This window comes from Mesonia sp. K7 (genome assembly GCF_003233725.1).
Taxonomy (GTDB): domain Bacteria; phylum Bacteroidota; class Bacteroidia; order Flavobacteriales; family Flavobacteriaceae; genus Mesonia.
On the sequence record NZ_QKQV01000007.1, the window covers coordinates 49850 to 73609 of the forward strand.

20 protein-coding genes are annotated in these 23760 nt (G+C 34.9%); 15 read left to right on the forward strand and 5 right to left on the reverse strand.

Annotated features, from left to right (window positions below; all coding sequences use genetic code 11):
• Window positions 1-28: 28 nt before the first annotated feature.
• The 3 genes from DNG35_RS06650 to DNG35_RS06660 are packed head-to-tail and all read left to right on the forward strand — an operon-like array spanning window position 29 to window position 3970.
• Window positions 29-1321, forward strand: coding sequence for an O-antigen translocase (locus DNG35_RS06650; RefSeq protein WP_111127165.1), 1293 nt, complete (start codon window positions 29-31; stop codon window positions 1319-1321).
• On the forward strand, window positions 1314-2849 hold the full coding sequence (locus DNG35_RS06655; RefSeq protein ID WP_146228838.1) for a phosphoethanolamine transferase: 1536 nt from the start codon (window positions 1314-1316) through the stop codon (window positions 2847-2849). Before DNG35_RS06650 ends, DNG35_RS06655 begins: the two co-directional genes overlap by 8 nt.
• Before the next feature lie 2 nt (window positions 2850-2851).
• The gene (locus tag DNG35_RS06660) at window positions 2852-3970 is read left to right on the forward strand and encodes a glycosyltransferase (protein WP_111127169.1); all 1119 of its coding nucleotides are present in this window, start codon (window positions 2852-2854) and stop codon (window positions 3968-3970) included.
• Here DNG35_RS06660 and DNG35_RS06665 read toward each other — a convergent pair.
• From DNG35_RS06665 to DNG35_RS06675, 3 genes are read right to left on the reverse strand one after another with little or no spacing between them, the layout of a single operon-like run.
• Window positions 3939-4880, reverse strand: a complete 942-nt coding sequence (locus tag DNG35_RS06665) for a glycosyltransferase family 2 protein (RefSeq protein ID WP_111127171.1) — start codon at window positions 4878-4880, stop codon at window positions 3939-3941. The two genes, DNG35_RS06660 and DNG35_RS06665, sit on opposite strands and share 32 nt — an antisense overlap.
• Window positions 4873-5766 (reverse strand): glycosyltransferase family 2 protein, encoded by an 894-nt coding sequence (locus DNG35_RS06670; protein WP_111127173.1) that lies wholly within the window; start codon window positions 5764-5766, stop codon window positions 4873-4875. The genes DNG35_RS06665 and DNG35_RS06670 overlap by 8 nt, the downstream gene beginning before the upstream one ends.
• 15 nt (window positions 5767-5781) lie before the next feature.
• The gene (locus DNG35_RS06675) at window positions 5782-6465 is read right to left on the reverse strand and encodes a cell division ATP-binding protein FtsE (protein ID WP_111127175.1); all 684 of its coding nucleotides are present in this window, start codon (window positions 6463-6465) and stop codon (window positions 5782-5784) included.
• A gap of 203 nt (window positions 6466-6668) precedes the next feature.
• On the opposite strand from DNG35_RS06675, the gene DNG35_RS06680 reads away from it, so the two are divergent.
• From DNG35_RS06680 to DNG35_RS06690, 3 genes are all read left to right on the forward strand, one after another.
• Entirely contained in the window at window positions 6669-9689 is a 3021-nt protein-coding gene (locus tag DNG35_RS06680) for a tetratricopeptide repeat protein (protein ID WP_111127177.1), read from the forward strand.
• Between the two features lie 26 nt (window positions 9690-9715).
• Window positions 9716-11455, forward strand: a complete 1740-nt coding sequence (locus DNG35_RS06685) for a TonB-dependent receptor (protein WP_111127179.1) — start codon at window positions 9716-9718, stop codon at window positions 11453-11455.
• Window positions 11456-11625: 170 nt separating this feature from the next.
• A complete protein-coding gene (locus DNG35_RS06690) occupies window positions 11626-14160 on the forward strand; it encodes a BspA family leucine-rich repeat surface protein (RefSeq protein ID WP_111127181.1) in 2535 nt (844 codons plus the stop codon).
• Between the two features lie 74 nt (window positions 14161-14234).
• Here DNG35_RS06690 and DNG35_RS06695 read toward each other — a convergent pair whose 3' ends face one another.
• Window positions 14235-14942 carry a bifunctional 2-polyprenyl-6-hydroxyphenol methylase/3-demethylubiquinol 3-O-methyltransferase UbiG gene (locus DNG35_RS06695; protein WP_111127183.1) on the reverse strand — a complete coding sequence of 236 codons (708 nt, stop codon included), beginning with the start codon at window positions 14940-14942 and terminating at the stop codon, window positions 14235-14237.
• Between the two features lie 31 nt (window positions 14943-14973).
• Between DNG35_RS06695 and DNG35_RS06700 the strand changes: the two genes are divergently transcribed.
• Both DNG35_RS06700 and DNG35_RS12320 read left to right on the forward strand, forming a co-directional pair.
• Window positions 14974-15465, forward strand: coding sequence for a YkgJ family cysteine cluster protein (locus DNG35_RS06700; RefSeq protein ID WP_111127185.1), 492 nt, complete (start codon window positions 14974-14976; stop codon window positions 15463-15465).
• A gap of 4 nt (window positions 15466-15469) precedes the next feature.
• Window positions 15470-15655: a cysteine-rich CWC family protein gene (locus tag DNG35_RS12320; protein ID WP_111127187.1), complete on the forward strand. Its 186-nt coding sequence runs from the start codon at window positions 15470-15472 to the stop codon at window positions 15653-15655.
• A 34-nt stretch (window positions 15656-15689) separates the two neighbouring features.
• On the opposite strand, the gene DNG35_RS06710 is transcribed toward DNG35_RS12320, so the two are convergent.
• On the reverse strand, window positions 15690-16934 hold the full coding sequence (locus DNG35_RS06710; RefSeq protein WP_111127189.1) for an exo-beta-N-acetylmuramidase NamZ domain-containing protein: 1245 nt from the start codon (window positions 16932-16934) through the stop codon (window positions 15690-15692).
• Window positions 16935-16942: 8 nt separating this feature from the next.
• On the opposite strand from DNG35_RS06710, the gene DNG35_RS06715 reads away from it, so the two are divergent.
• From DNG35_RS06715 to DNG35_RS06745, 7 genes are all read left to right on the forward strand, one after another.
• Complete coding sequence (locus DNG35_RS06715) at window positions 16943-18181, forward strand: FtsX-like permease family protein (RefSeq protein WP_111127191.1); 1239 nt, start codon at window positions 16943-16945, stop codon at window positions 18179-18181.
• A gap of 57 nt (window positions 18182-18238) precedes the next feature.
• A complete protein-coding gene (locus DNG35_RS06720) occupies window positions 18239-19219 on the forward strand; it encodes a PLP-dependent cysteine synthase family protein (RefSeq protein WP_111127193.1) in 981 nt (326 codons plus the stop codon).
• A 60-nt stretch (window positions 19220-19279) separates the two neighbouring features.
• Window positions 19280-19750: a Gmad2 immunoglobulin-like domain-containing protein gene (locus DNG35_RS06725; protein ID WP_111127195.1), complete on the forward strand. Its 471-nt coding sequence runs from the start codon at window positions 19280-19282 to the stop codon at window positions 19748-19750.
• A gap of 25 nt (window positions 19751-19775) precedes the next feature.
• Window positions 19776-20456 (forward strand): SGNH/GDSL hydrolase family protein, encoded by a 681-nt coding sequence (locus tag DNG35_RS06730; RefSeq protein ID WP_111127197.1) that lies wholly within the window; start codon window positions 19776-19778, stop codon window positions 20454-20456.
• Complete coding sequence (locus DNG35_RS06735) at window positions 20456-21733, forward strand: DUF2851 family protein (protein WP_111127199.1); 1278 nt, start codon at window positions 20456-20458, stop codon at window positions 21731-21733. The genes DNG35_RS06730 and DNG35_RS06735 overlap by 1 nt, the downstream gene beginning before the upstream one ends.
• Before the next feature lie 20 nt (window positions 21734-21753).
• Entirely contained in the window at window positions 21754-21984 is a 231-nt protein-coding gene (locus DNG35_RS06740) for a PspC domain-containing protein (RefSeq protein ID WP_111127201.1), read from the forward strand.
• Window positions 21985-22089: 105 nt separating this feature from the next.
• Window positions 22090-23760: a sodium:alanine symporter family protein gene (locus DNG35_RS06745; RefSeq protein WP_111127203.1), complete on the forward strand. Its 1671-nt coding sequence runs from the start codon at window positions 22090-22092 to the stop codon at window positions 23758-23760.

Genomic DNA, 23760 nt, shown 5'->3' on the forward strand with positions numbered 1-23760 from the left:
TTGTATATTCGTATGACAACAACAAACAATGATAAAATCCTTTTTCAATAAAAACAATTCATTAATTAAAGCTTCTTATTATAATGTTATTATTGTTATTGTAAAAGTAATCTCAGGGGTTATAACTTCAAATGTTTTAGCAAAAGTTGGTCCTTCTGGCTTTGCCATAATTGGAAACTTTCGGAACTTTATAGAAGGAGCTTCTAGTTTTACTGCAGAAGGTTATCAAAACGGGACTATTCGATATATTTCTGAAAATCAAAATAACAGCGTAAAACAAAAGCAATTGTTGGCAACTGTTTTTCAGTTGAGTTTAAGCTTTTCTATAATTGTAGGCCTTGTTCTTTTTTTGTTTTGTGATTTTTGGTCACAGATGGTTTTTCATCATCAAGAGTACAATAGCATTATAAAAATTACTGGTATTGGACTACCTTTTCTATCCTTCAACCTTTTACTGATATATATATTTAATGGATTTGAAAAGTATAAAAAACTAGCGATTCTCAATTCTATTTTAAGTTTGGGTAATATGGTTGTTACCGTTCTTTTAACCATAGAATTTGGGTTAGAAGGGGCTTTATATGGAATAATACTTGGGCCTTTTTTTGTTTTTTTAATATTTCTAATCGTTTTAGGAGAACAACGAAACATTTTACTTCACCTTTTTAAATTTCAATATTTTAAGTTCAATGTGGTCAGAAACCTAAGTAGCTATTTATTTATGGCTTTGTACTCTGTACTTATTGTGTCTTCATCATTTTTAATCATTAGAAATTTTATTATTGAGAAATTAGGTGCTGACCAAGCAGGTTATTGGGAGGCGATGAATAAAATATCTAGTTTTTATTTGATGTTCTTTGTTAGCTTAACTACATTTTATTTGTTACCTAAATTTTCTAAAAGTAACCTGTTTTCCGAATTCATCGAAGAATGTAAACGGTTTTACAGCTTAATAATACCTGTAGTTGTTTTTGGGTTCATAGTTATTTATTTTCTTCGTTTTTTTGTTTTGGATATAGTTTTAAATAAAGACTTTTATCCAACAGAAGAACTTTTTTTATGGAAATTGATAGGTGACTTTTTTAATATTTTATCACTTGTGCTTATCAAAAAAATACTTTCTAAAAAAAATGTAATAGCTTATTTAGTGAGTAACGGAATGTTAAACCTTATGTTTGTCATTTTTAGTTATTTTTTCTTGGATATTTTTGGTTTAGAAGGTGTGTTAAAAGCGCAGGCTTTAAGTTATTTTTTATATTTGTGGATAGTGGTTTTCTTTTTAAGAATCTATTTTAAAAAACAAAACAATAGCTTTGGATAGGATTTTCAATATTGATGAAAAGAAATTATGTATACTGCTATTGTTTCCAATACTTATATCTTTCCTTTTAGAGTTAATTGTCGGGTTAAATAATACAAGCGGATTAAATCTTACAGAAAATTTTTTATTCGGGACGATCGTATTCTTTTTAACTAATATTTTTTCTAATAATCGTATTTTAAGAAAAATTGCTGTTGCGGGTGTTTTTTTATATTATTTATCTTTTGTCATCGAGTCTGCAGTTTATCTTCTTTTTGAAACTCGAATAAACGCATCTTATATTTATGTTACTCTTAATACCAATGCTCAAGAAACTCTAGAATTTTCAGAAGTTTATTTCACTTATCAAATAGCGTGGCTTTTTTTATACTTAATTTCAATTACTCCAATTATTTCAAAAAAAATTTTCCGGAGAGAAACTTTAAGACTAAAGTTTAGTTTTCTAAGTTTTATCGTTATAGTAATAACGATCTTATTTTTAAAACTTTCTACACTGATTATTTATAACTTACCTTACACCGTTATAAAGTCTATTTCTCAGTACAAAGAGCAAATAGCGGCAATCAAAAACTTTAAAACAAACACACCAAAATTAGACCTAAAACACAAAACCAATAATGATTTGACTGTTGTTGTTATAGGTGAGTCTCTTTCAAGAAACCATATGAGTTTGTACGGTTATGATAGAAAAACCAATCTATTATTAGAAAGACAGAAAGATGAGATATGGGTTTATGACAATGTGATTTCACCTCATGTTTATACCACTGGTTCAATAAATAAAATTCTTACTTTCTCAAGCCATGAAAAAGAAGACGTTGCTACTTTAATTTCCTATTTAAAAAGTGCTGAAAATCAAGTTTTATGGCTTTCAAACCAGCGACCAGTTGGATTTCATGATAATTTAGTTTCATTATTAGCATCTGAAGCAGATGAAACTTTGTTTTTAAACTACAATGAGTACCAATCAAAAACTAATTTTGATGAAATTTTATTACCTATTTATAAAGAAAAAATTTACAAACCTGGTAAAAAAGTAGTTTTTGTGCATCTTACAGGAAGTCATTATGACTATAAACTTCGATCTCCTGAAAAGCTAAAGAAATTTAATGAATACCTAAATGATGAAAAAAAATCAGTTGTTAATGCCTATGATAATTCGGTGATATATAATGACTTTATTATATCAGAAATTATAAATATAACACGAGAAGCCAACCTAAAAAGTACAGTGGTTTATTTTTCTGATCATGGGGAAGAAGTTTATGATACTAAAGATTTCATTGGTCATTTTGAAAATAAACCAACCAGAAACATGTTCGAAGTTCCTTTTTTGATTTGGATGTCTAAGGATTTTGAAAAACCAGATGATTTTCAGTTTGATAGTGACCGATCCTTTATGTTAGATGATTTTCCACATAGTCTATTACACTTAATGGGGATTGAAGGAGATAAAATAAATAAAGAAAGAAGTATTTTTAGTAATTATTTTATAGAAAAAGATAGAGGAACATACGATAATTTATAATAGTGAATACAAAGAAAATATGCATACTGGTAGAACAACTCAATAAAGGAGGTGCGGAACGAGCTTCAGGTCTTATTTCTTCTATTCTTTCTGGTTTAGGCTATCAAGTTTTTATTTTTATTTTTTTTGATGATACTGGTTATCCTTATGAGGGTAAACTAATAAATTTAGGGAAGCATGAGGATGGTTCAAGGTCTTTCAAATCTAAATATGGAAGATACAAACAACTTCATATTGAACTTAAAGAAATAAATCCAGATTTAATATTAGATTTTAGGATGAAAAATTTTTTGCTAAGAGAAATATTATTAAATCTGATAGTTTTTAAGTATCCTATCATAAACATGGTTCGTAGTTATAAGCTAGATTGGTATTTTTCTAAACCAAAGCCTCTATCATTTTTAATTTATAGAAATTATACAAAAATTATTTCGGTTTCTAAGGCGATTTCAATGAAAATAAAAAAGGATTATGGATTTTCAAACGTTGCAACAATTTACAATGCTGTAGATATACAAAGAATTAGTAGTGAGTCTAAAAAACAAAAATTAAGAATAGAAGGAGACTATATACTAGCTGTTGGAAGATTTGATAAAAACAAACAATTCAAAAACTTAATTGAGTCTTACGCAAAGAGTCACTTGGTAAGACCTAAAATAAAACTTCTTATTCTCGGAGAAGGAACAGAAGCTGAAAATCTTAAAAAGAAAATAAAAGCATTACGTCTTGAAAGTTTGGTTAATTTAGTTCCTTTTCAGGAAAACCCTTTTGTCTATATGAAATCTGCCAAGTTTTTAGTGCTTTCTAGTAAACATGAGGGTTTCCCTAACGTAATTATAGAAGCACTTGCTTGTGGAGCTCCAGTAGTTTCTTTTGACTGTGAAACAGGACCAAACGAAATTATTGAAGACAGAAAAAATGGGTTATTGGTAGAAAATCAAAATTTTGAAGCTTTAACGGAAGCTATGAATAATATGGTTTTTGATAAAGAGCTGTATCAAACCTGTAAAGAAAATAGCAAACAAAGTATAGAACGATTTTCGTTAGAAAATATCAAAGAAGATTGGCGTAAACTTTTTGATGATATTTTTAGTAAGGATGAACGTGAACCCCTTTCTTAATCAAACTCGACTTTACTTTCTTTAAGATTCTGTATAACCACAACGGACTTTTTATCATAACTTTCTGTTTATAAGAAAGCTCAGAAAAATCTATTTCTTTGCTGAACTTTTTAAATAAATTCTGCTGACCATAATTTTTAAACTGTGAAGCATAATAGTACCTTAGACTATTGAGGTATTTTTTAAGACTTGTATTCTTTTCCGCTTGACGGTCAAACTTTTTAAAATCGATAATTCTCTTTTGAGCAATAGTACTGTTGGTCATTTGTTCTGGAATATCGGCATGATAAATCACACATGCTTTATTGCAATACGCTAAAGAAAAGTTGGAGTTTACCCTAATATTAAAGTCAAGGTCTTCACCTAAATCTAAAGATGTGTCAAAACCACCAATTTTATCAAAAACATTTTTCTTGAATGCTACGCTGCTATAATTATAAATAGGATGGTGTGTGTTAGCCTCAAAAAAATCGGCGATTTTTACTTGATCATTTGATGAGATATGAGTAGGTAAATTTTTTTTAGTCTGATATCTTTTTTGGTCGATTTCTATTTCGTAGTCAGTTCCATAAATGGCGCAATCAACAAAACTTTCAGAGAGCTGAAGAATTTCGGACAAGAAAAAAGGCTTCCATTTATCATCTGCATCTATAAAAGTAATTATTTCGCTTAAAGCGGAATGAATACCCGTATTTCTTGCTGCAGATAAACCTTTGTTTTTAGGGTGTTCAATTATTCTAATACGCTTATCTTGTATGTTTTTGACACGTTCAAGACTTTTGTCTTTAGAAGCGTCATTAACAATAATTACCTCAAAATCAGAAAAAGTTTGTTGTAGCACCGAATTTAAAGTTCTTTCTATATACTTTTCCTTATTATAAAGTGGTATGACAACAGAGATTTTAGGCATTTTTCTCTAACTGAATAAGATGATATAAACGATAGAAATCAAATAGGCGTAAAGAAGGTTTGTTGCCAAGTAAATTTCGTTCTATTTTTCTGATTATTTTTTGAGGAATTATTGAAATACCGCTCTCTAATTTTACTTTTTTAAGTTTCTGTCGAATTGAAAGAAGCTTGATATAATTTGGGTCGATGAGCTTATGGTTTTGTAAGTATAATGCTCCTTCAATAGATTCGATAGATTTTCTTAAAAATACTTTGCTGCTTTCAATACCTAAGTGATACACCGGGTTTTCGATATGAAAAATTGGTACTTTAGCTTGCTTTAGTTGATATGAGAATAGCGTGTCTTCGTGTCTTAAATTGGGTATCTCTTCGTTAAAACGAACTTTTTGAAAGACTGATTTTTTAATGAGAAAATTGAGTGTTAGGAAAGAAATATATGGTTTCTCGTTTCTTTTCTTTGCATCAAGAGCCTCTCTTGCATTTCCATAATGCCATCGCAAATTTGACGAATTATCAATCTGTGGTTCATATCTAATTCCTCCATAAACAATATCATAATGAGCAGAAGTGTAATTTAAATAATTTTTTATAAAATTATTTTTTATTGGTATTACATCGGCATCAAGAAACAGCAGCCAATCATATTTTGCAGTATCTGCCAAAAGATTTCTAATTTTACTTCTTCCGATATTTTCGGGTAAAACATGGTAACTAGAATTGGAAAGGCTATTGATTTTTTTGTTTGCTTCAATAAAACTTATTTCAGGAGAACCATCATCAAAGCAAATAATTTCGAATTCTATTTTTTCTCTCTCTAAAAGTAAGTGAATTTTCTGCACTAATGGGAAAATAGGATAATTATATGTCGGAATAAGCACAGAAATCATAGGAAAGTAAAAATTTTAAGCACTTTTCTGCACCACCTCAAATACTTTTTGACCGTCACATTTTAAAGTTTTGCTCGGGTACTTTAGCAGTAAAGCATAATCGTGAGTTGCCATTAAAATGGTGTTTCCGTTTTTATTAATCTCCTGTAATACTTCCATCACTTCAACCGAAGTTTGGGGGTCGAGGTTTCCCGTAGGCTCATCGGCAAGAATTAACTCCGGGTCATTAAGCAGAGCTCTCGCAATGGCAATACGCTGTTGCTCACCTCCAGAAAGCTGATAAGGATATTTAAAATTTTTGGTTTTCATATCTACTTTCGCCAAAACTTCATCTATTTTCTTTTCCATCGCTGGTTTTTCTTTCCAGCCCGTAGCTTTCAAAACAAACATTAAATTGTCTTTTACTGTTCTGTCATTCAGTAGCTTGAAGTCTTGGAAGACAACACCGAGTTTTCTTCTTAAAAACGGAATTTGTTTTTCTTTGAGCTTTCGTAAATCAAATCCCACAATGTTCCCTTCACCTTCTTTTAGTGGAATGTCACCATAAAGGGTTTTCATAAAACTACTTTTTCCTGTCCCGGTTTTACCGATGAGGTAAACAAATTCTCCTTTCTGAATTTCGATATTCACATCAGATAAGATGAGATTTTCCCGTTGGTATATCGAAGCATTATTTAAAGCTAACATAGCATCTGCCATAGGTGTAAAATTTAGATGTAAAGTAGTTTGGTTCCCAAAAATAGTAAAATCAAATTTACCAATAAACTTAAGATAATAAAATAGAAGTAAAACCGAGTTATTAATAATTTATTGTTGATAGGATTATTGATAACTCATACTTAAACCGCAAATTTAGCGTTAGCTAATAAAGTATATTTGAGTATTAAATAAATATCAACTTGATGATTAAGAAAGTAATTTTCTCTATGGCCGCGTCAGTTATCATCGCTACAACTGTTCAGGCACAGCAAACCGAAATTTATACCAACAACCTCGCCGATTATAACAAGGCGTTACGATTATACAACAGCAATCAATTTGCTGCTGCACAACTGTTGTTTAAAAAGGTAAATGACAAAGCAGAAAGCCACGAGCTTAAAGCCGATTGTGCTTTTTATATTGCCGATTGTGCCGTGAAACTCAACCATCCCGATGCTGATGAATTGGTCGAAGGTTTTGTGGAAGATTACCCTACGAGCACACGTCGTAATTCCGCTTATGCGAATGCAGCGATGTACTATTTTAATACCGGCGATTACGAGTCTGCAGGCGAGTGGTACAACAAAGTAGACATCAGCAGTTTGTCTAAAAAAGAACAAGAAACCTATTACTTTCAAAGAGGTTACGTTCATTTTAAAAACGGGAAAACCGCCCAAGCGAAAAAAGATTTCAATCAGGTTGTAGATTCAGAACAATATGGGCGTCAAGCGAAATATTATTTAGGTTTTATGGCATACGAAGGCAACAACCTGGAAGAGGCCGATGAACTTTTTGAGGCAATAAAAACAGGAGATCGTTCCGATAAAAACCTATCTTATTTCCAGAGTAATATTCGCTTTAAACAAGGAAAATTTCAAGAAGCCATCGATTTGGGAGTTCCGCGGTTAGAGCGTTCTAATCGAGTTGAGCAGTCGGAGTTAAATAAAATTATCGGCGAAAGTTATTTTAACCTTGGCGAGTACGAAAAAGCTATTCCTTATTTAAAAGCATACGACGGCAAAGACCGCAAATGGAGCAATACCGATTATTATCAGCTCGGTTATGCCTATTATAAGCAAGGCGATTACCAAAATGCTGTAAAAGAATTCAGTAAGATTATCGATGGTAAGGATGCGATTTCTCAAAATGCGTATTATCATTTAGCAGAGTCGTACATCAATTTGGGGCAAAAACAACAGGCTTTAAATGCGTTTAAAAATGCTTCGGAAATGAGTTTCGATAAGGAAATTCAGCAAGATGCGGCATTCAATTACGCCAAGTTGAGCTACGATATCGGAAACAGTTACAAAGCAACCCCAGAAGTTTTAACCGATTTCCTTCAGAATTATCCAAACCATAAAGCTAAAAGCGAGATCGAGAGTTTACTCATCGATTCGTATATTACTTCTAAAAACTACGATAAAGCCCTCTCGTTATTAGAAAACAGCAATGATTTTTCGGATAAAATCGTCTATCAAAAAGTAACTTACTTCAGAGGTGTTGAACTCTATAACCAGGGTAAATACAGCGAAGCCATAACCATGTTCGATAAATCCTTGGCACAACGAAAAGATGCAGCTTTTACCGCGAAAGCTACCTTTTGGAAAGCCGAAAGTGAATATAATCTCGACAATTTCGATCAGGCACTTATCGGCTACAAAGAATTTAAAGGAATGCCGGGAGCTAACCAGACAGATGAGTTTACCAACATCGATTACAACTTGGGATATGCTTACTTCAAGAAAAAAGATTATGCTGCGGCAGCAAAGCATTTGAAGGCATTTACCCAAAAATCCACTTCAAGTGAAATCAAGCACGATGCTTACCAACGTTTAGGCGATAGTTTTTTTGCAGAAAGAACTTATTGGGAAGCGATGGAAGCCTACAATTCGGCGATCAAAATAGATGCGGCAAGATCAGATTATGCCGCTTTTCAGAAGGGAATCAGTTATGGTTTTGTCGATAGAAACAGTAAGAAAATTGAAGATTTAGAAAATTTTGCCAATACCTACAACCAAAGTGTTTACCGTGATGATGCTTTGTACGAATTGGCCAACACATATGTGGCAGAAGATAAAAGTGCCGATGCCATTCGGGTTTATCAAAAACTTCAAAGCGAAATGCCCAACAGCGCTTTTGTTTCCCGTGCGATGCTTAAAGAAGGCTTGATTTATTACAACGATAACCAATCACAAAAAGCATTAGATAAATTTAAAGCAGTAGTGGCAAAATATCCCAAAAGTGATGAGGCCCTGCAAGCGGTAAAAACAGCGAGGACGATTTACATCGACCTCGGACAAACAGACGAGTATGCCAATTGGGTAAAAAATATCGATTTTGTTGAAGTTGCCGATGCCGATATCGACAATGCAACATACGAGGCCGCCGAACAACAGTTTATCAATAACAATTCCGCGGAAGCAATCAAAGGTTTTGAAAAATACTTACAGCAATTCCCAAATGGAGTACACGTACAATCGGCTCATTTTTACTTGGCACAACTGTATTTCGATGCCAATCAAAAAGGCAAAGCAACTCCGCATTACGAATACGTAGTGAAACAAGCCAGACACCAATATACAGAACAAGCCTTGGCGAGACTTTCACAAATTTATTTAGAGCAAAAAGATTACAACAAGGCGATACCGGTGTTGCAACAGTTAGAAACACAAGCTGAGTTTCCGCAAAACATCACTTTTGCCCAATCTAATTTGATGAAGGCCTTTTACCAGCAAGAAAATTATCAAAAGACGGTAGCGTATGCCGAAAAAGTTTTACAAAACAATAAAATCGAAGACCGGGTAAAGAGTGATGCACAGATTTTTATCGCACGCTCGTCTATCAAAACAGGTGATGAAGCTAGGGCTAGAAAAGCTTATGCGGAAGTAAAGAAAACCGCTACAGGCGAACTTGCTGCAGAAGCACAGTATTACGATGCCTATTTCTTGCGTCAAGATAAAAAATATAAGGCATCAAACGAATCGGTACAAGTGATTGCCAAAGACTACTCAGGTTATAAAAAATTTGCTTCGAAAGGCTTAATTGTGATGGCAAAAAACTTTTATGATCTAGGCGATGCTTTTCAGGCGACTTATATTTTAGAAGGCGTGATCAAAGGTTTTGAAGATTACCCTGAGGTGGTCGAAGAAGCCAAACAAGAACTTATTCGCATTAAAACCGAAGAAGCAAAAACCAATTCCTCTGTACAATCGGGTTCAAACTAATTATTAAAAATAAACTTTCTATATAGATGATTCGTATCACAAAAAATAGCATTTTTACTCTATTAGCGACTGTTTTTATCGCTTTCGCTGGATTTTCCCAAGAAGATGATGAAATCGATACCGAACGGTTGATTATTGTCAAACCTTATTCGCCAACGGTGAGCGACGCCAATAAAATCAAGCAAAAAGCCACGATTAACGATTCGCTGGAGCGAAAGAAAAAAGAAGTGAAATACAATATTTTTTCTTTTCCGGTTGCTTCTACTTTTGTGCCCGATAAAGGCCGAGCAGCGGGTGTGTCTACACAAAGACCTCCAATGTCTTACCAAAATTATGCTTCGCTTGGTTTTGGAAATTACAGTCGTGTAGAGGCCGAGTTTTATAGCAATATGAAACTCGATAACAACGCCGATTTTAATGTGTTCTTCAATCACAATTCTTCGCAAGGCGGAATAGAAGAAGTAATGCTCGATGATAAGTACTACGATACCGATATAGAATTGGGCTATGCTTCACAGCAAAATGGTTTCAATTGGGGCACACAATTGGGTTTTCAGCACCAACTTTTTAATTGGTATGGCATACCTGATTACCATCAACCCACAGCAGAAGTTTTAGGTGCTATCGAGCCACAACACAGTTTTATGAGTGTATTTTTAGGTGGAGATATCAATGTGCACGAAGGAGTTTTTGATCAAGCCGATTTTAAGTACCGTCGCTTTTTCGATAATTTTGAGAGTGGTGAAAATTTAGTGCTTTTTACGCCCAAGTTTTCTTTTCCTGTAGGTGAAAATAAAATTGATGCCGAAGTAAGTTTCGATTTTGTCAATGGTGATTTCGCGAAAGCTTACGAAACCATGCCTTATACCGAAAAATATGGCTTTTTGAATATGGGCGTTCTACCGAGCTACCAAATCAACACCGAAGATGTTTCGGTAACCTTTGGGGCGCAATTAGTATATTCCTTAGATATTCAGAACAGTGATAACAACATGTATATTTACCCAAAATTTACAGGGAGTTACCGTTTGGCGGGAGATTATTTTATTGTTTATGGTGGGGTAGAAGGTGAGTTAAGACAAAATTCCTATTATAACTTTAGCCAAGAAAATCCGTTTGTGTCACCAACCTTAGCCGTAGCTCCAACCAATAGCGAATATGATATTTACCTTGGCGGAAAAGGAAAGTTTACCGAGCAACTGAGCTATAATATTCGAGCGAACTATTTGTCGGAAAAAAACACGCCACTTTTTGTACATAATCCGTATATCGAAAGTATAGCGGACAAAGAAGCTTATGAAAATTTCAATTCGTTTGGAGTCGTTTATGACGATATGACGACCTTCTCCTTTTTTGGCGAATTACAAGCGCAGGTCAACAACGATTTTTCGATGTTTGTGAATGCGACCTTCAATAGCTATAGTGTTGATAACCAAGAAGAAGCCTGGAATTTACCAAGCATCAAAGGAACTTTAGGAGCCAACTACAAACTCATGGGCAAATGGAATTTTGGACTCAGTATGTTTGCGATTGGAGAAAGACACGTTTGGTTAGATTACCGATCGTCAGCAAACACCTTTGCCGTTCCCGGAAAATTAGACGGTTATATCGATGCCAATGCCAGAATCGATTATCAAATCAACGAACGATTAGGGGTTTTCCTAAAAGGAAACAATCTCTTTACCGAGCATTACCGACCTTGGCTGGGTTATCCGATGCAAAGCGTACAAGTTTTGGGTGGCTTAAGCTACCAGTTTGATTGGTAGGATAAAGTCCTGGGGTTCGCTGAAGCTTTAGCAGAGGCGCAAAAGCAGGAATCTCTTTGATTTCCATTCTATTTTTTCAAAATTTTACAAAGGATTTACTTTTCGTGAATCCTTTTTAAGTGTATGCTCTGTTTTTTTTAGTATATTGTTGTGCTTTAAATCAAATAGTTATGAGACATTTTTACCTAACAATTTTTTTTATTTTTTTCACTTTTTTCACTTTTTCCCAAAATCAACCATTTATTACGACCTGGGATGCAACTAATAATACTACAATTACTATCCCTACTCATCCTGGCTCAACTTATAATTACACTATTGATTTTGGTGATGGAACCGTTTTGAATAATCAAACAGGAGATGCAGTACATACCTATAATGTTCCAGGTAGTTATACGGTTAATATTACAGGTACTTTTCCTCGTATTTATTTTGATTATAATCATCCTGGAAGTAATATCGTTTCAGTTGATCAATGGGGGGATATTCAATGGCAATCGATGGAATCCGCCTTTAAAGGTTGTACAAATTTAGTTGTTAATGCTATAGATGCTCCAGATTTGACACAAGTGACAGATATGTCATATATGTTTTTTAACTGTGGTAGTTTAAACCAATCAATAAATCACTGGGATGTTTCTAATGTGGAAAATATGGAGCGTTTATTTTATCAAGCAACTTCATTTAATCAACCCTTAAATAATTGGGACGTTTCTAGCGTGACAAATATGAATCGTACATTTGCATACCTACCTTATTTTAATCAACCGCTTAATAATTGGGATGTTTCAAATGTAACCAATATGGCTGGGATGTTTAGAGAGTCACCATCATTTAATCAGCCTTTAAATAACTGGGATGTTTCTAATGTGACTTCGATGAGAAGTATGTTTATAGGAGGACATTCTTTTAATCAAAACATTAATAATTGGGATGTGTCCAATGTTACTAACATGGCTTATATGTTTAGTGATGCTATGTCTTACAATCAACCACTTAATGGCTGGGATGTTTCTAGTGTAATAGATATGAATAGTATTTTTGATAAAGCTATTTCTTTCAATCAGCCTCTAAATAATTGGGATGTATCAAATGCTGTTTCTTTACACTATGCTTTTGATGGGGCAGTTCAATTTAATCAGCCTTTAGATGATTGGAATATTATATCAACTTATTTGGCTGGGTTTATAGATGATACAGCTTTAAGTACTCATAATTATGATAATTTTTTATCAAAATTGGTGACCTTAGGTCTACAGCAGGTAAGTCTAGGTGCAACAGGGTTAGAGTATTGCAATGTGGCTGCTAGAGATGAATTAATAAATAATCAAGGCTGGAATATATCTGGAGATATTGCATCTCAAAACTGTAACTCAATAATAGGAGAAGTAGTTTACGACGAAAACAATAACGGTTGTGATCCCAGTGATGTAGGTGTTTCTGGGTTTATGGTGAATGCTCATGATGGAGTTAATAATATTATTTCATATAGTAATAATGGAAATTATGAAATAGGAGCTATAGGTACTAATTTTACGGTTTCATTGATGAATACCCCTGGTTATTATACAGTCACACCAGTAAGTCAACAAGTAAATTTTACGACGACAAATATCCAGATAGTTGATTTTTGTGTCACTGCTAATCAAACCATCGAAGATTTAAATGTCACTCTGTTGCCAACAAGAGAAGCTCGCCCTGGATTTGAAGCCGATTATAGACTTATCGTCGAAAATATAGGTACACAAGCCGTTGCTAATGCATCCATAACTTTAGATTTTGACGATACCATGCAAAGTTTTGTAAGTGCTAGTGTGACACCGATTTCTACCACTGCGAATCAGTTGACTTTTGATATCACCAATTTACAACCTTTGACCTATCAAACGGTAGATATCACGATGCAAACCTTTCAGCCGCCAACGGTAAATGGTGATGATGTTTTAAGTTTTACGACGAAGGTTACTCCAGACACCAATGATTATACACCTAATGACAATACCTTTTTATATGATCAAATCGTAGTGAATTCTTACGACCCAAACGACAAACAAGTTTTACAAGGGGAAGAAGTAGAAATCAAAAATGCAGATGAATATTTAGATTATTTGATTCGTTTTCAAAACACAGGAACCGCTAGTGCAATCAATGTAAGGATTTTAGATACCTTGCATCCAAAATTAGATTATAGCACCTTAAAGCCGGTCAACGCAAGTCATAATTACCGTATTGAAATCACCAATGATCATGAAGTAGAGTTTATTTTTGACGGTATCAACCTTCCGCACGAAAGTGCCAACGAACCTGCAAGCCACGGTTTTGTAGCTTACAAAATCAAACCAAAAAGTGATGTAGTTGTGGGTGATTTTATTACGGGCGACGCCAACATCTATTTCGATTTTAATGCCCCAATTATCACCAATATGGTTTCTACTGAAATCATTGATAACATCGTTGGAACGGAAAATCCTATAGCTAACCAAATTGTGATTTATCCCAATCCAACGCAAAGCGTTTTAAATATCGAAGCCGGAAACACCCAACAAATCGAGGAAATAAAAATTTATAACCTCCATGGTTTAGAAATTCAAAGTCTTAAAGGTAATCAAGAGCAAATAAATTTAGAGAGATTAAGTTCGGGAGTTTATTTTATACAAATCACCACCAATAAAGGCGTGGTTACCAAGAGAATTTTGAAGAATTAATAAAAAATCCCTGCGAAGGCAGGAATCTTTTTCAATTTTCTAAATAGAGATTCCTGCCTTCGCAGGAATTTCTTTTACCTCCGTTTTAACTCCGCTAAAAAATCATAATGATTACTTTGAGCGATAATTCTACAATCGAAGCCCATTTGTTGGGCTTCTTTTTTTAAAGTGTTGGCATCGATAAATAACCAGTCAAATGGAACTGAGGTTTTACCGCCAAAAGCAATTTGATAAGTAAGTTCACCGTAATAATAATCTTTTTTGACCCAAATTCCGCCGTCTTCGTCTTGCTCAAAAAGGTATTGTAAATCGGAAGAATCGACAAGTACTTTTCCGTTTGGAGTGAGGATTTTATCAAGCTGACTAAAAAAGAGGGGTAAGTTCTCTAGTTTTCCGACAATGCCAATGCCGTTCATGAGCATCAAAATAGTATCATACTTTTTGTTGACTTCAAAAAAGTTTTGAACGTTTGCGTTTTTAATTCCGCGTAAGCGTGCAATTTCGATGGCTCCTGGCGAAATATCGATAGCAGTAACTTCTTTGTTTTGTGTTTGCAAAACCAAGCTGTGACTGCCGGCACAACAACCCACATCCAAAATTTTTCCTTTGCAAAGTTGTAAGGCTTTTTGTTCAAGTTTGGGCATTTCACTATACGTGCGAAACAAATGCGAAACAGGAATCACATCGTCATCAAAATCTTCTGAAATCACGGTGATCTCTTGACTAGAAGGCTTTTGAAAATATGCTTTTACTGCATCGCCAAAAATATCGGGAGTGTTCAAAGGTTGATTTTAAAATATTACTTTTGCAAAGATGGAAGATTTTATCAAACAATTACCTGCTTTGGCGAAAGATAAACAGCAGGAAAACAAAAAGTTTTTTACCAAGCTGCGGAAAAAGCCGCCCAAAAACTTAGACCGATTGATGCAGGGTTTGCATCACGAGGAGTTTGAGCGAACCGATTGTTTAGAATGTGCCAACTGCTGTAAAACTACGGGACCGCTTTTTACCGATAAAGATATTGATAGAATTGCCAAATACCTTAGGATGAAGCCACAGCAATTTATCGATATGTACTTACGTATAGATGAAGATAATGATTATGTGTTACAAACCTTACCTTGCTCGTTTTTGGAGGCCGATAACAAGTGCTTTATCTATGAGGCTCGTCCAAAGGCTTGCGCAGAATTTCCGCATACCGATCGGAAGAAATTTCAGCAAATTAGTAATCTTACCATGAAAAATGTGGCGATTTGCCCAGCGGCGTTTAATATTGTAGAAAAGATGAAATCGCTCATGAAATAAGGAGATGAAAAAGCAGTGTGAAAAATGTAAAAATATGTTTGAATGTCACGCTCAAACTATAGCTGCTTATGATTGCAAGCACATATTTTTAAGTGAAAAACAAACCAATTTTCTTAAGAAAAACTACCGAGATTGTCTTTGCTTAAATTGTTTGAAGGAATTGTCGGTTCGAGTGAACTTTACCAAATAGAATGAGTGAAGTTCGCACCGTGAATTGATAATACCTATTGATACATCAAATATTTTTCTCTCATTTTATCATACGCCTGTAAATCTGCTTGCCAAGAAAGCCGTATTTCATTCGCAGTTTTTCCTGCTTCTATTTGTTGCTGTAACTGTTTCGTTCCTGCTAATTTGGTCAAAAACGAATTGAAAAATTCTTCTTTCTTACTCGTGTTTTGATATGCCTTAATGAGCCAGTCGAGATTGATGTGGTCAAGCATATTGGCATTGGTTAAATCCTCGCCGTAACATGTTTTACCCAAATGTTTAGGGTTTTTAGCACCTTCATTAGCTATTGGAATATAGCTGTAGCTGAATTTTTCTGGGTTTAAAAAAGGCGAACCAAATACCTGAAACTGGTTTTCTGTGCCGCGGCCAGCGTTGACGTTTGTGCCTTCAAAAAAACATAAACTAGGGTAAAGATTAATTGCCAAGTCGTTAGGCAAATTGGGTGATGGCTTTATCGGAAGCGAATAAAACTGATTTTTGTTATAGTTTTTGACTTTAATTACCGTGAGTTGAGGTTTTTGAGTAGTTTCTATCCAATTTTCGCCAACAATCATTTGGGCATATTCGCCAATCGTCATGCCGTGCACGACAGGAACGGGATGCATACCCACAAAACTTTGGTGTTCTTTTTCGAGCATTGGGCCGTCTATATAATGTCCGTTTGGGTTGTGTCTGTCCAAAACCATCACTTCAATATTATTTTCCGCAGCAGCTTGCAAAACATAATGCAAAGTCGAAATGTAAGTGTAAAAACGCACGCCAACATCTTGAATGTCAAACACTAAAATATCGATATCATGAAGTTGCTCATCAGTTGGTTTTTTGTTGTTTCCGTAGAGCGAAACAATAGGGATTCCCGTTTTGGTGTCGATATTGTTTGCTACTTTTTCACCCGCATCGGCTTTTCCTCTAAACCCGTGTTCGGGAGAAAAAACCTTCGTGATATTGATATTTCGGCTTTTTAGCGAATCGACCAAATGGGTAAAATGACCGTTTTCCTTAAAAATGACTGAAGTTTGGTTGCCTACGATACCCACTTTTTTTCCGCGTAAGCCTGTGAGGTATAATTCGGTTTGGTTGGCGCCCACCACGACAATTTTTTCTTCAGTTGGTGGTGATTTCACTTCCGTGGAAACGGAAACTTCTTCCGATTTTTTTTTAGCATCAGGCTGACTTATACACGAAACCAAGACTGTTGAAAAAATAAAAAATGTATTTTTGAAAAAATGTAAAAACATACTTCGAGTTGAATTTTGAATGGTTTGTCTCTAAACGTTTAATAAACGCTAAAGATTATAAAAGTAGTATTTCGGCACCAATAATAAAAATTGCGATTACCGCAATTGCGATTGGCGTGGTGATGATGTTGGTTTCGGTAGCTACGGGTTTTGGGTTGCAACAAAAAATACGAGACAAAATTGCGGCTTTCAAAGGGCATATTTCTATTTCTAATTTTGACAATAACAACTCGCAAATATCCATCAAACCCATTGCCGATACCCAAGAATTTAGAAATCGATTAGATCGAGTCGATGGCATTACAGAAATTCAACCTGTAATTACCAAATATGGTGTGATCCGTACAGAAAAGGACTTCGAAGGTGTGGTGGTAAAAGGGGTGAAACCTGATTACCGTTGGGAAAGTTTTGAAGAATTTTTGGTGGAAGGGAACATTCCTAAATATAAAGATAGAAGCTATAGCGATGAGATATTACTGTCACAATATATAGCCGACCGTTTAGGCTTTAAAATAGGTGATAAAGTAGTGGTTTACTTTATGAATAATCCCGAACAAGAAAGACCTCGTCCTACAGGTTTCACGTTAGTAGGAATTTTTAGTTCGGGTTTTCAGGAGTTTGATGAGACCTATTTAATCGCCGATTTACAGCAATTACAGCGGATCAATAAATGGAAGAAAAACCAGGTTGGGATGTTTGAAATTTATATTGATGATTTCGACCAACTCGAACAAAAAGGAGGAGAAATCAATGCCAATATCACTTCGTTTCTTGAAGCCAAAACCATAGAACAAAGTTACGAGTCGATATTTGAGTGGATTTCTTTATTCGATTTTAATATCTTTTTGATCATCTGTGTGATGATTTTAGTATCAGGAATCAATATGATTACAGCTCTATTGGTTTTGATTTTAGAACGAACCCCAATGATTGGAATGCTGAAGGCTTTGGGAAGCGAAAACTGGAGTATTCGAAAAATCTTTTTATACAATGCGACTTACCTTATTCTCAAAGGACTATTCTGGGGAAATCTAATTGGTTTAGGTTTGTTGTTGGCCCAAAAATACTTTAAAATTATTCCGCTCAACCCAGAAACTTATTACGTTTCTGAAGCTCCGGTTTATTTAAATTGGGATTATATCCTACTCATTAATCTTGGTACCTTATTATTATGCTTGGCGATGTTGATCATTCCTTCGGTCATCATTACCAAAATAAATCCGACCAAGGCGATTAAGTTTGAGTAGCATTTTACTTTTTATTCAAAAGCTATCTTTTATCTTTGTCGCTGCAAAAAGAAAAAGATGGATTACAAAGAAAATATATTAGGTACGATTGGTAACACACCTTTGGTAAAAATCAATGCATTAGCGGAAGAAATACCAGCATTGGTGCTAGCCAAATATGAAACCTTTAACCCAGGAAATTCCGTAAAAGACCGTATGGCGTTAAAAATGATTGAAGATGCCGAAAAAGACGGAAGATTAAAACCCGGAGGAACCATTATCGAAGGGACTTCAGGAAACACCGGAATGGGTTTGGCTTTGGCTGCAATTGTCAAAGGCTACCAAATGGTTTGTGTAATTGCTGACAAACAAAGCAAAGAAAAAATAGATATTCTGAAAGCGGTAGGTTGCGAAGTGGTTGTTTGCCCAACCAATGTTGAACCAGATGATCCACGATCTTATTATTCCACTTCCAAAAGACTGGCAGAAGAAACGCCCAATTCTTGGTATGTTAATCAATACGACAATCCGTCTAATACCCAAGCGCATTACGAATCTACGGGACCAGAAATCTGGGAACAAACCGATGGTAAAGTTACTCATTTTGTCGTAGGAGTGGGAACTGGAGGAACCATTTCTGGAGTTGGAAAATACCTAAAAGAGAAAAACCCCAACATCAAAATATGGGGAATCGATACCTACGGAAGTGTGTTTAAAAAATACCACGAAACAGGAGTTTTCGACGAAAAAGAAATCTATCCATACATTACCGAAGGTATTGGCGAAGACATTTTGCCTAAAAATGTCAATTTTGATATCATCGATGGTTTCACGAAAGTGACCGACAAAGACGCAGCGATTTACACACAATTGTTGGCTAAAAAAGAAGGCATGTTTTTAGGAAATTCTGCTGGAGCAGCAATGAAAGGTGTGTTACAACTCAAAGAGCACTTCAAAAAAGATGACGTCGTAGTGGTTTTATTTCACGATCACGGAAGCCGATATGTAGGCAAGATGTTTAACGATGACTGGATGCGCCAACAAGGTTTTATTGAATAAAAAGTTAAATCTCACTTCAACGGTGAGATTTTTTTTACCTTTAAAATAAACTTTTCGGTCATGAAAAAGCTAGCTATATTGCTATCGTTAACTCTTTTTTGTGCTTGTCAAGAAACCAAAAAAGAAACGATTGATAAAAGTAATTCCAGTAAAAGCGATAGCACTTTCGTGAAAACGGGTCCTGAAGAAAAACCAGGAAAAAAAACCATTAGGGATACGATAATAGTCGATTTTCCTCAATCAAACCAGGAGGTAAAAAGCCCTATTACCATTAAGGGAAAAGCCAAAGGCTATTGGTTTTTTGAAGCCGATGCTCCTGTGCAATTAGTAGATGAAAAAGGTGGTGTCATTTCAGAAAAATACATTCAAACAACCGAAAACTGGATGACTACCGACTGGGTTCCATTTGAGGGAGATTTATCTTACGAAGTAATCTCCAAACAAAGAGCTTTTTTGGTTTTTAAAAAAGCAAATCCTTCAGGGTTTTCAAAGCATGATCAAAGTGATACCATTCCGGTTATTTTGAAATAAAAGTGATTTCGGTTACCTTTAGTAAATGAAAATTTACCATTTACTGCTTTTTACGACGTTTGTTTTTTTGAGTTGTGCTTCGCAAAAACAAGACGCTTTCGCGAAACCAAAAACTTATTTAGCGCTTGGTGATTCTTATACCATTGGTGAAAGCGTCGCCGAAAATGAACGTTGGCCAGTGCAATTGGTTGAGAAGTTCAATAGCGATCAAATCTCTTTTCAATCTCCAAAAATTATTGCCAAAACAGGTTGGCGAACCGATGAATTACTCGAAGCAATTGAAAATGAATTGCGTGATGAAAAATACGATTTGGTTTCGGTTTTGATTGGGGTAAACAACCAATATCAAGGAAAAGAAATGGCTCAATTCGAACGAGAGTTTGAACAGGTTTTACGGAAAGCAATCGAGCATTCAAAAAAAGGAGCAAAAGGTGTTTTTGTGGTGAGTATTCCCGATTATGGTGTCACGCCGTTTGCCAAAAATGCTGATAGCGATAAGATTGCTAAAGAAATTTCTACTTACAATGCTATTTCGGAGAAAACAGCCGAAAAATACGAGGTCGATTATTATTTCATCACCGATATTTCTCAAAAAGCAGCGAGCGATCATTCGCTTTTAGCGGAAGATGATTTACACCCAAGTGGAAAAATGTATGAACTGTGGATTGAACGTTTTTATGATACAGTGAAAGCAAAACTGAAGTGATGAGAGAAGATTTGCTTCATTTTGTATGGAAATACAAGAAGTTTGACTTTCTCAATCTTCAAACCACCGATGGCGAAGGCTTGGAGATTATCAATATAGGAATCCATAACCAAAACGAGAGCGGTCCTGATTTTCAGCAGGCACAGATTGTAATCAACAATATCAAATGGGCAGGAAATGTAGAAATGCATTTGAACTCGAGTGATTGGTTTGCGCATCAACATCAAGAAGACGACAATTATAACAATGTGATTTTACACGTAGTTTGGAATGACGATGTTGAAGTTTATAGAAAAGACCAGACCAAAATTCCAACACTAGAGATTTCTAATTTTATTTCTACGGAAGTTATAGAAAACTATCGCGAATTGTTAGCTTCTAAAAATTATCATTTTATCAATTGTGAAAGTTTTTTTGGTGAGTTTTCTGACTTTACGCTCCAGAATTGGTTAGAACGTGTTTACCTTGAAAAATTAGAGGAGAAATCTGTTCTTGTGAACCAATTATTGAATCAAAATGCAAACCATTGGGATGAGGTTTTGTTTTTGTTGTTGGCAAGAAGTTTTGGTTTGAATGTCAATGGGCAGGCTTTTTTTGAAATTGCCCAATCGATAGGATATAAAAACATCCAAAAGCTAAATGACTCTGCACAAATCGAAGCGCTATTTTTGGGTCAAGCCAATTTGCTGAAGGATAAAAAGGAAGATGTGTATTACCAAAATTTGCAGAAAGAATATACATATTTAAAAACAAAATTCGATTTGCCAAACTCATTTACACAAGTAGCTTTTTTTAAACTTAGACCGCCTAATTTTCCGACAATTCGACTTTCACAATTAGCACAAGTTTATACCAAACATAAAAACTTGTTTCGAGAAGTTATTTCTGCAAAAAGTACAGAAGAAATATATAAGCTATTTGATTTTTCGACTTCCACTTATTGGGAAACGCATTACACTTTTGAAAAAGAGAGTAAAAAAAGCAAAAAGAAAATCAACCAAAAATTTATCGATTTGTTGGTGATCAACACGATTGTTCCGATAAGGTTTGCCTACCAAAAACACAAAGACGTGCTAAAAACCGACGAGCTGTTGACTTTTATGAGGGATCTTAAAAGAGAAGAAAATACGCTTGTAAAGAAGTTTAATCAACTAAAAAACAATCTTGCCAAAAATGCTTTAGAAAGTCAAGCCCTCATTTTTTTAAAGAAAAATTATTGTGATAAAAACAAATGTTTAGATTGCCAATTGGGCTTACAGTTTTTAGAAAGAGCATAAAATTTACCTAAATTTGCAGTATGCTAAAATTGATCTATAAAATACGACATTTCTTTGAACGCCACGGTTTTTATGTAAGTACGAGGTTGGCCGATCGTTTTGGGGTAAAAGTAAAAAGTGTTCGTTTGTTTTTTATTTATCTTTCTTTTGCCACACTTGGCGTTGGCTTTGCCATCTATGTCACCATGGCTTTTTGGTTGAAATTAAAAGATTTGGTCTATACCAAGCGTACTTCGGTTTTTGATTTGTAATCAAAAATCTAAATGTTAAGGTTTTGTTAGCATTTTTTTTTACTTTTATTGAATATCCATATTTTTTTTAAGATATTGCGGTTCAAAATTAATTAAAACCATATAATGAAGAAACTACTCTTTTCATTGCTATACATGTTAAGTCCATTAGCCATATTTGCCCAAGACAAAGGGATTGATGAAAAAATAAACGATGCATTTATGCCAGTTGCTGTAGCTTGGGAAGAATTGATACTTACCTCCATCCCTATAGCAGGGTATGATATCCCTATTGTATTGATACTGTTAGTTGGCGGTGCAACTTTTTTTACCATTTATTTTAAAGTGCCTAGTATAACAAAATTTCCAACGGCAATTAATACGGTAAGAGGAAGGTATGTAGATATCGAAAAGCACGGGGTAGATAAGTTATATGATAACGATGAAGCTTTGGCAGAAGAAGACATACAAGATACCATTCGTGATGAAAGTGCTCACGGAGAAGTTTCCCACTTTCAGGCATTAGCCACAGCAGTTTCAGGTACGGTTGGTTTAGGTAATATTGCAGGAGTTGCTATTGCAATTGGTTTAGGAGGGCCTGGTGCAACCTTTTGGATGATTATATGTGGTCTTTTAGGAATGTCAACTAAGTTTGTAGAATGTACTCTTGGTGTAAAATATAGAGACGTAGGTAAAGACGGGACTATTTTTGGTGGCCCTATGTATTATTTGTCTAAAGGACTACAAGCACGTGGTTTGGTAGGACTAGGAAAAGTGCTAGCTATAATATTTGCTGTTTTATGTGTAGGTGCTTCATTTGGAGGAGGGAATGCTTTTCAATCAAATCAAGCAACGGTTCAATTATCTTCACTCTTAGGATTGCAAGGAGGAGCAACAGGAGTAATTATAGGTACTTGCTTAGCTATTTTAGTAGGAATTGTAATCATTGGTGGGATAAAGCGAATTGCAAAAATCACCGAAAAAGTGGTTCCTTTTATGGCAGGGATATATGTTGTAGCTGCATTAATTATTATTTTTGCGAACTTTAACTATATCGATGATGCTTTTGGTTTGATTGTCGAAGGGGCATTTACACCAATGGCTGGCTTAGGAGGAATAATAGGTGTGATAATTGTTGGTTTCCAACGAGCTGCTTTCTCAAATGAAGCAGGAGCAGGTTCTGCAGCTATTGCTCACTCTGCAGTGCGTACCCAATACCCAGCTTCTGAAGGAGTGGTTGCCCTGCTAGAGCCTTTTATTGATACCGTAGTGATTTGCACCATGACTGCATTAGTGATCATATTCTTTAATATTGATGGGGCAAATATGCAAAGCATTTTTACTTATGGTGCTGGTGATACGAGCAATGTAATATTAAACGCAACAGGTGATAAAATAGGAGGTGTAGATTTAACCTCAGAGGCATTTGACTCTGTCATACCAGGATTCTCTTATGTTTTGACCATCGCAATTGTTTTGTTTGCATTCTCAACCATGATATCTTGGTCTTACTATGGTTTACAGTCTTGGAAATTTTTATTTGGAAGAGGTAAAACAGCCGATTTAGCTTATAAAATTTTATTCTTACTTTTTATTATTATTGGAGCTGCAGCAACATTAGATGCAGTTGTGAAATTTTCAGACGCTATGATTTTGGCATTAGTGTTCCCCAATATGCTAGGACTACTATTGCTTTTCCCTAGGGTGAGAGAAGAGATGAAGCGTTATTTAAAAGCTATTTCAATTAAAAGAGAAGCGATACAAGAAGGTGCAGAAGATGTTACCAAACATATGTAG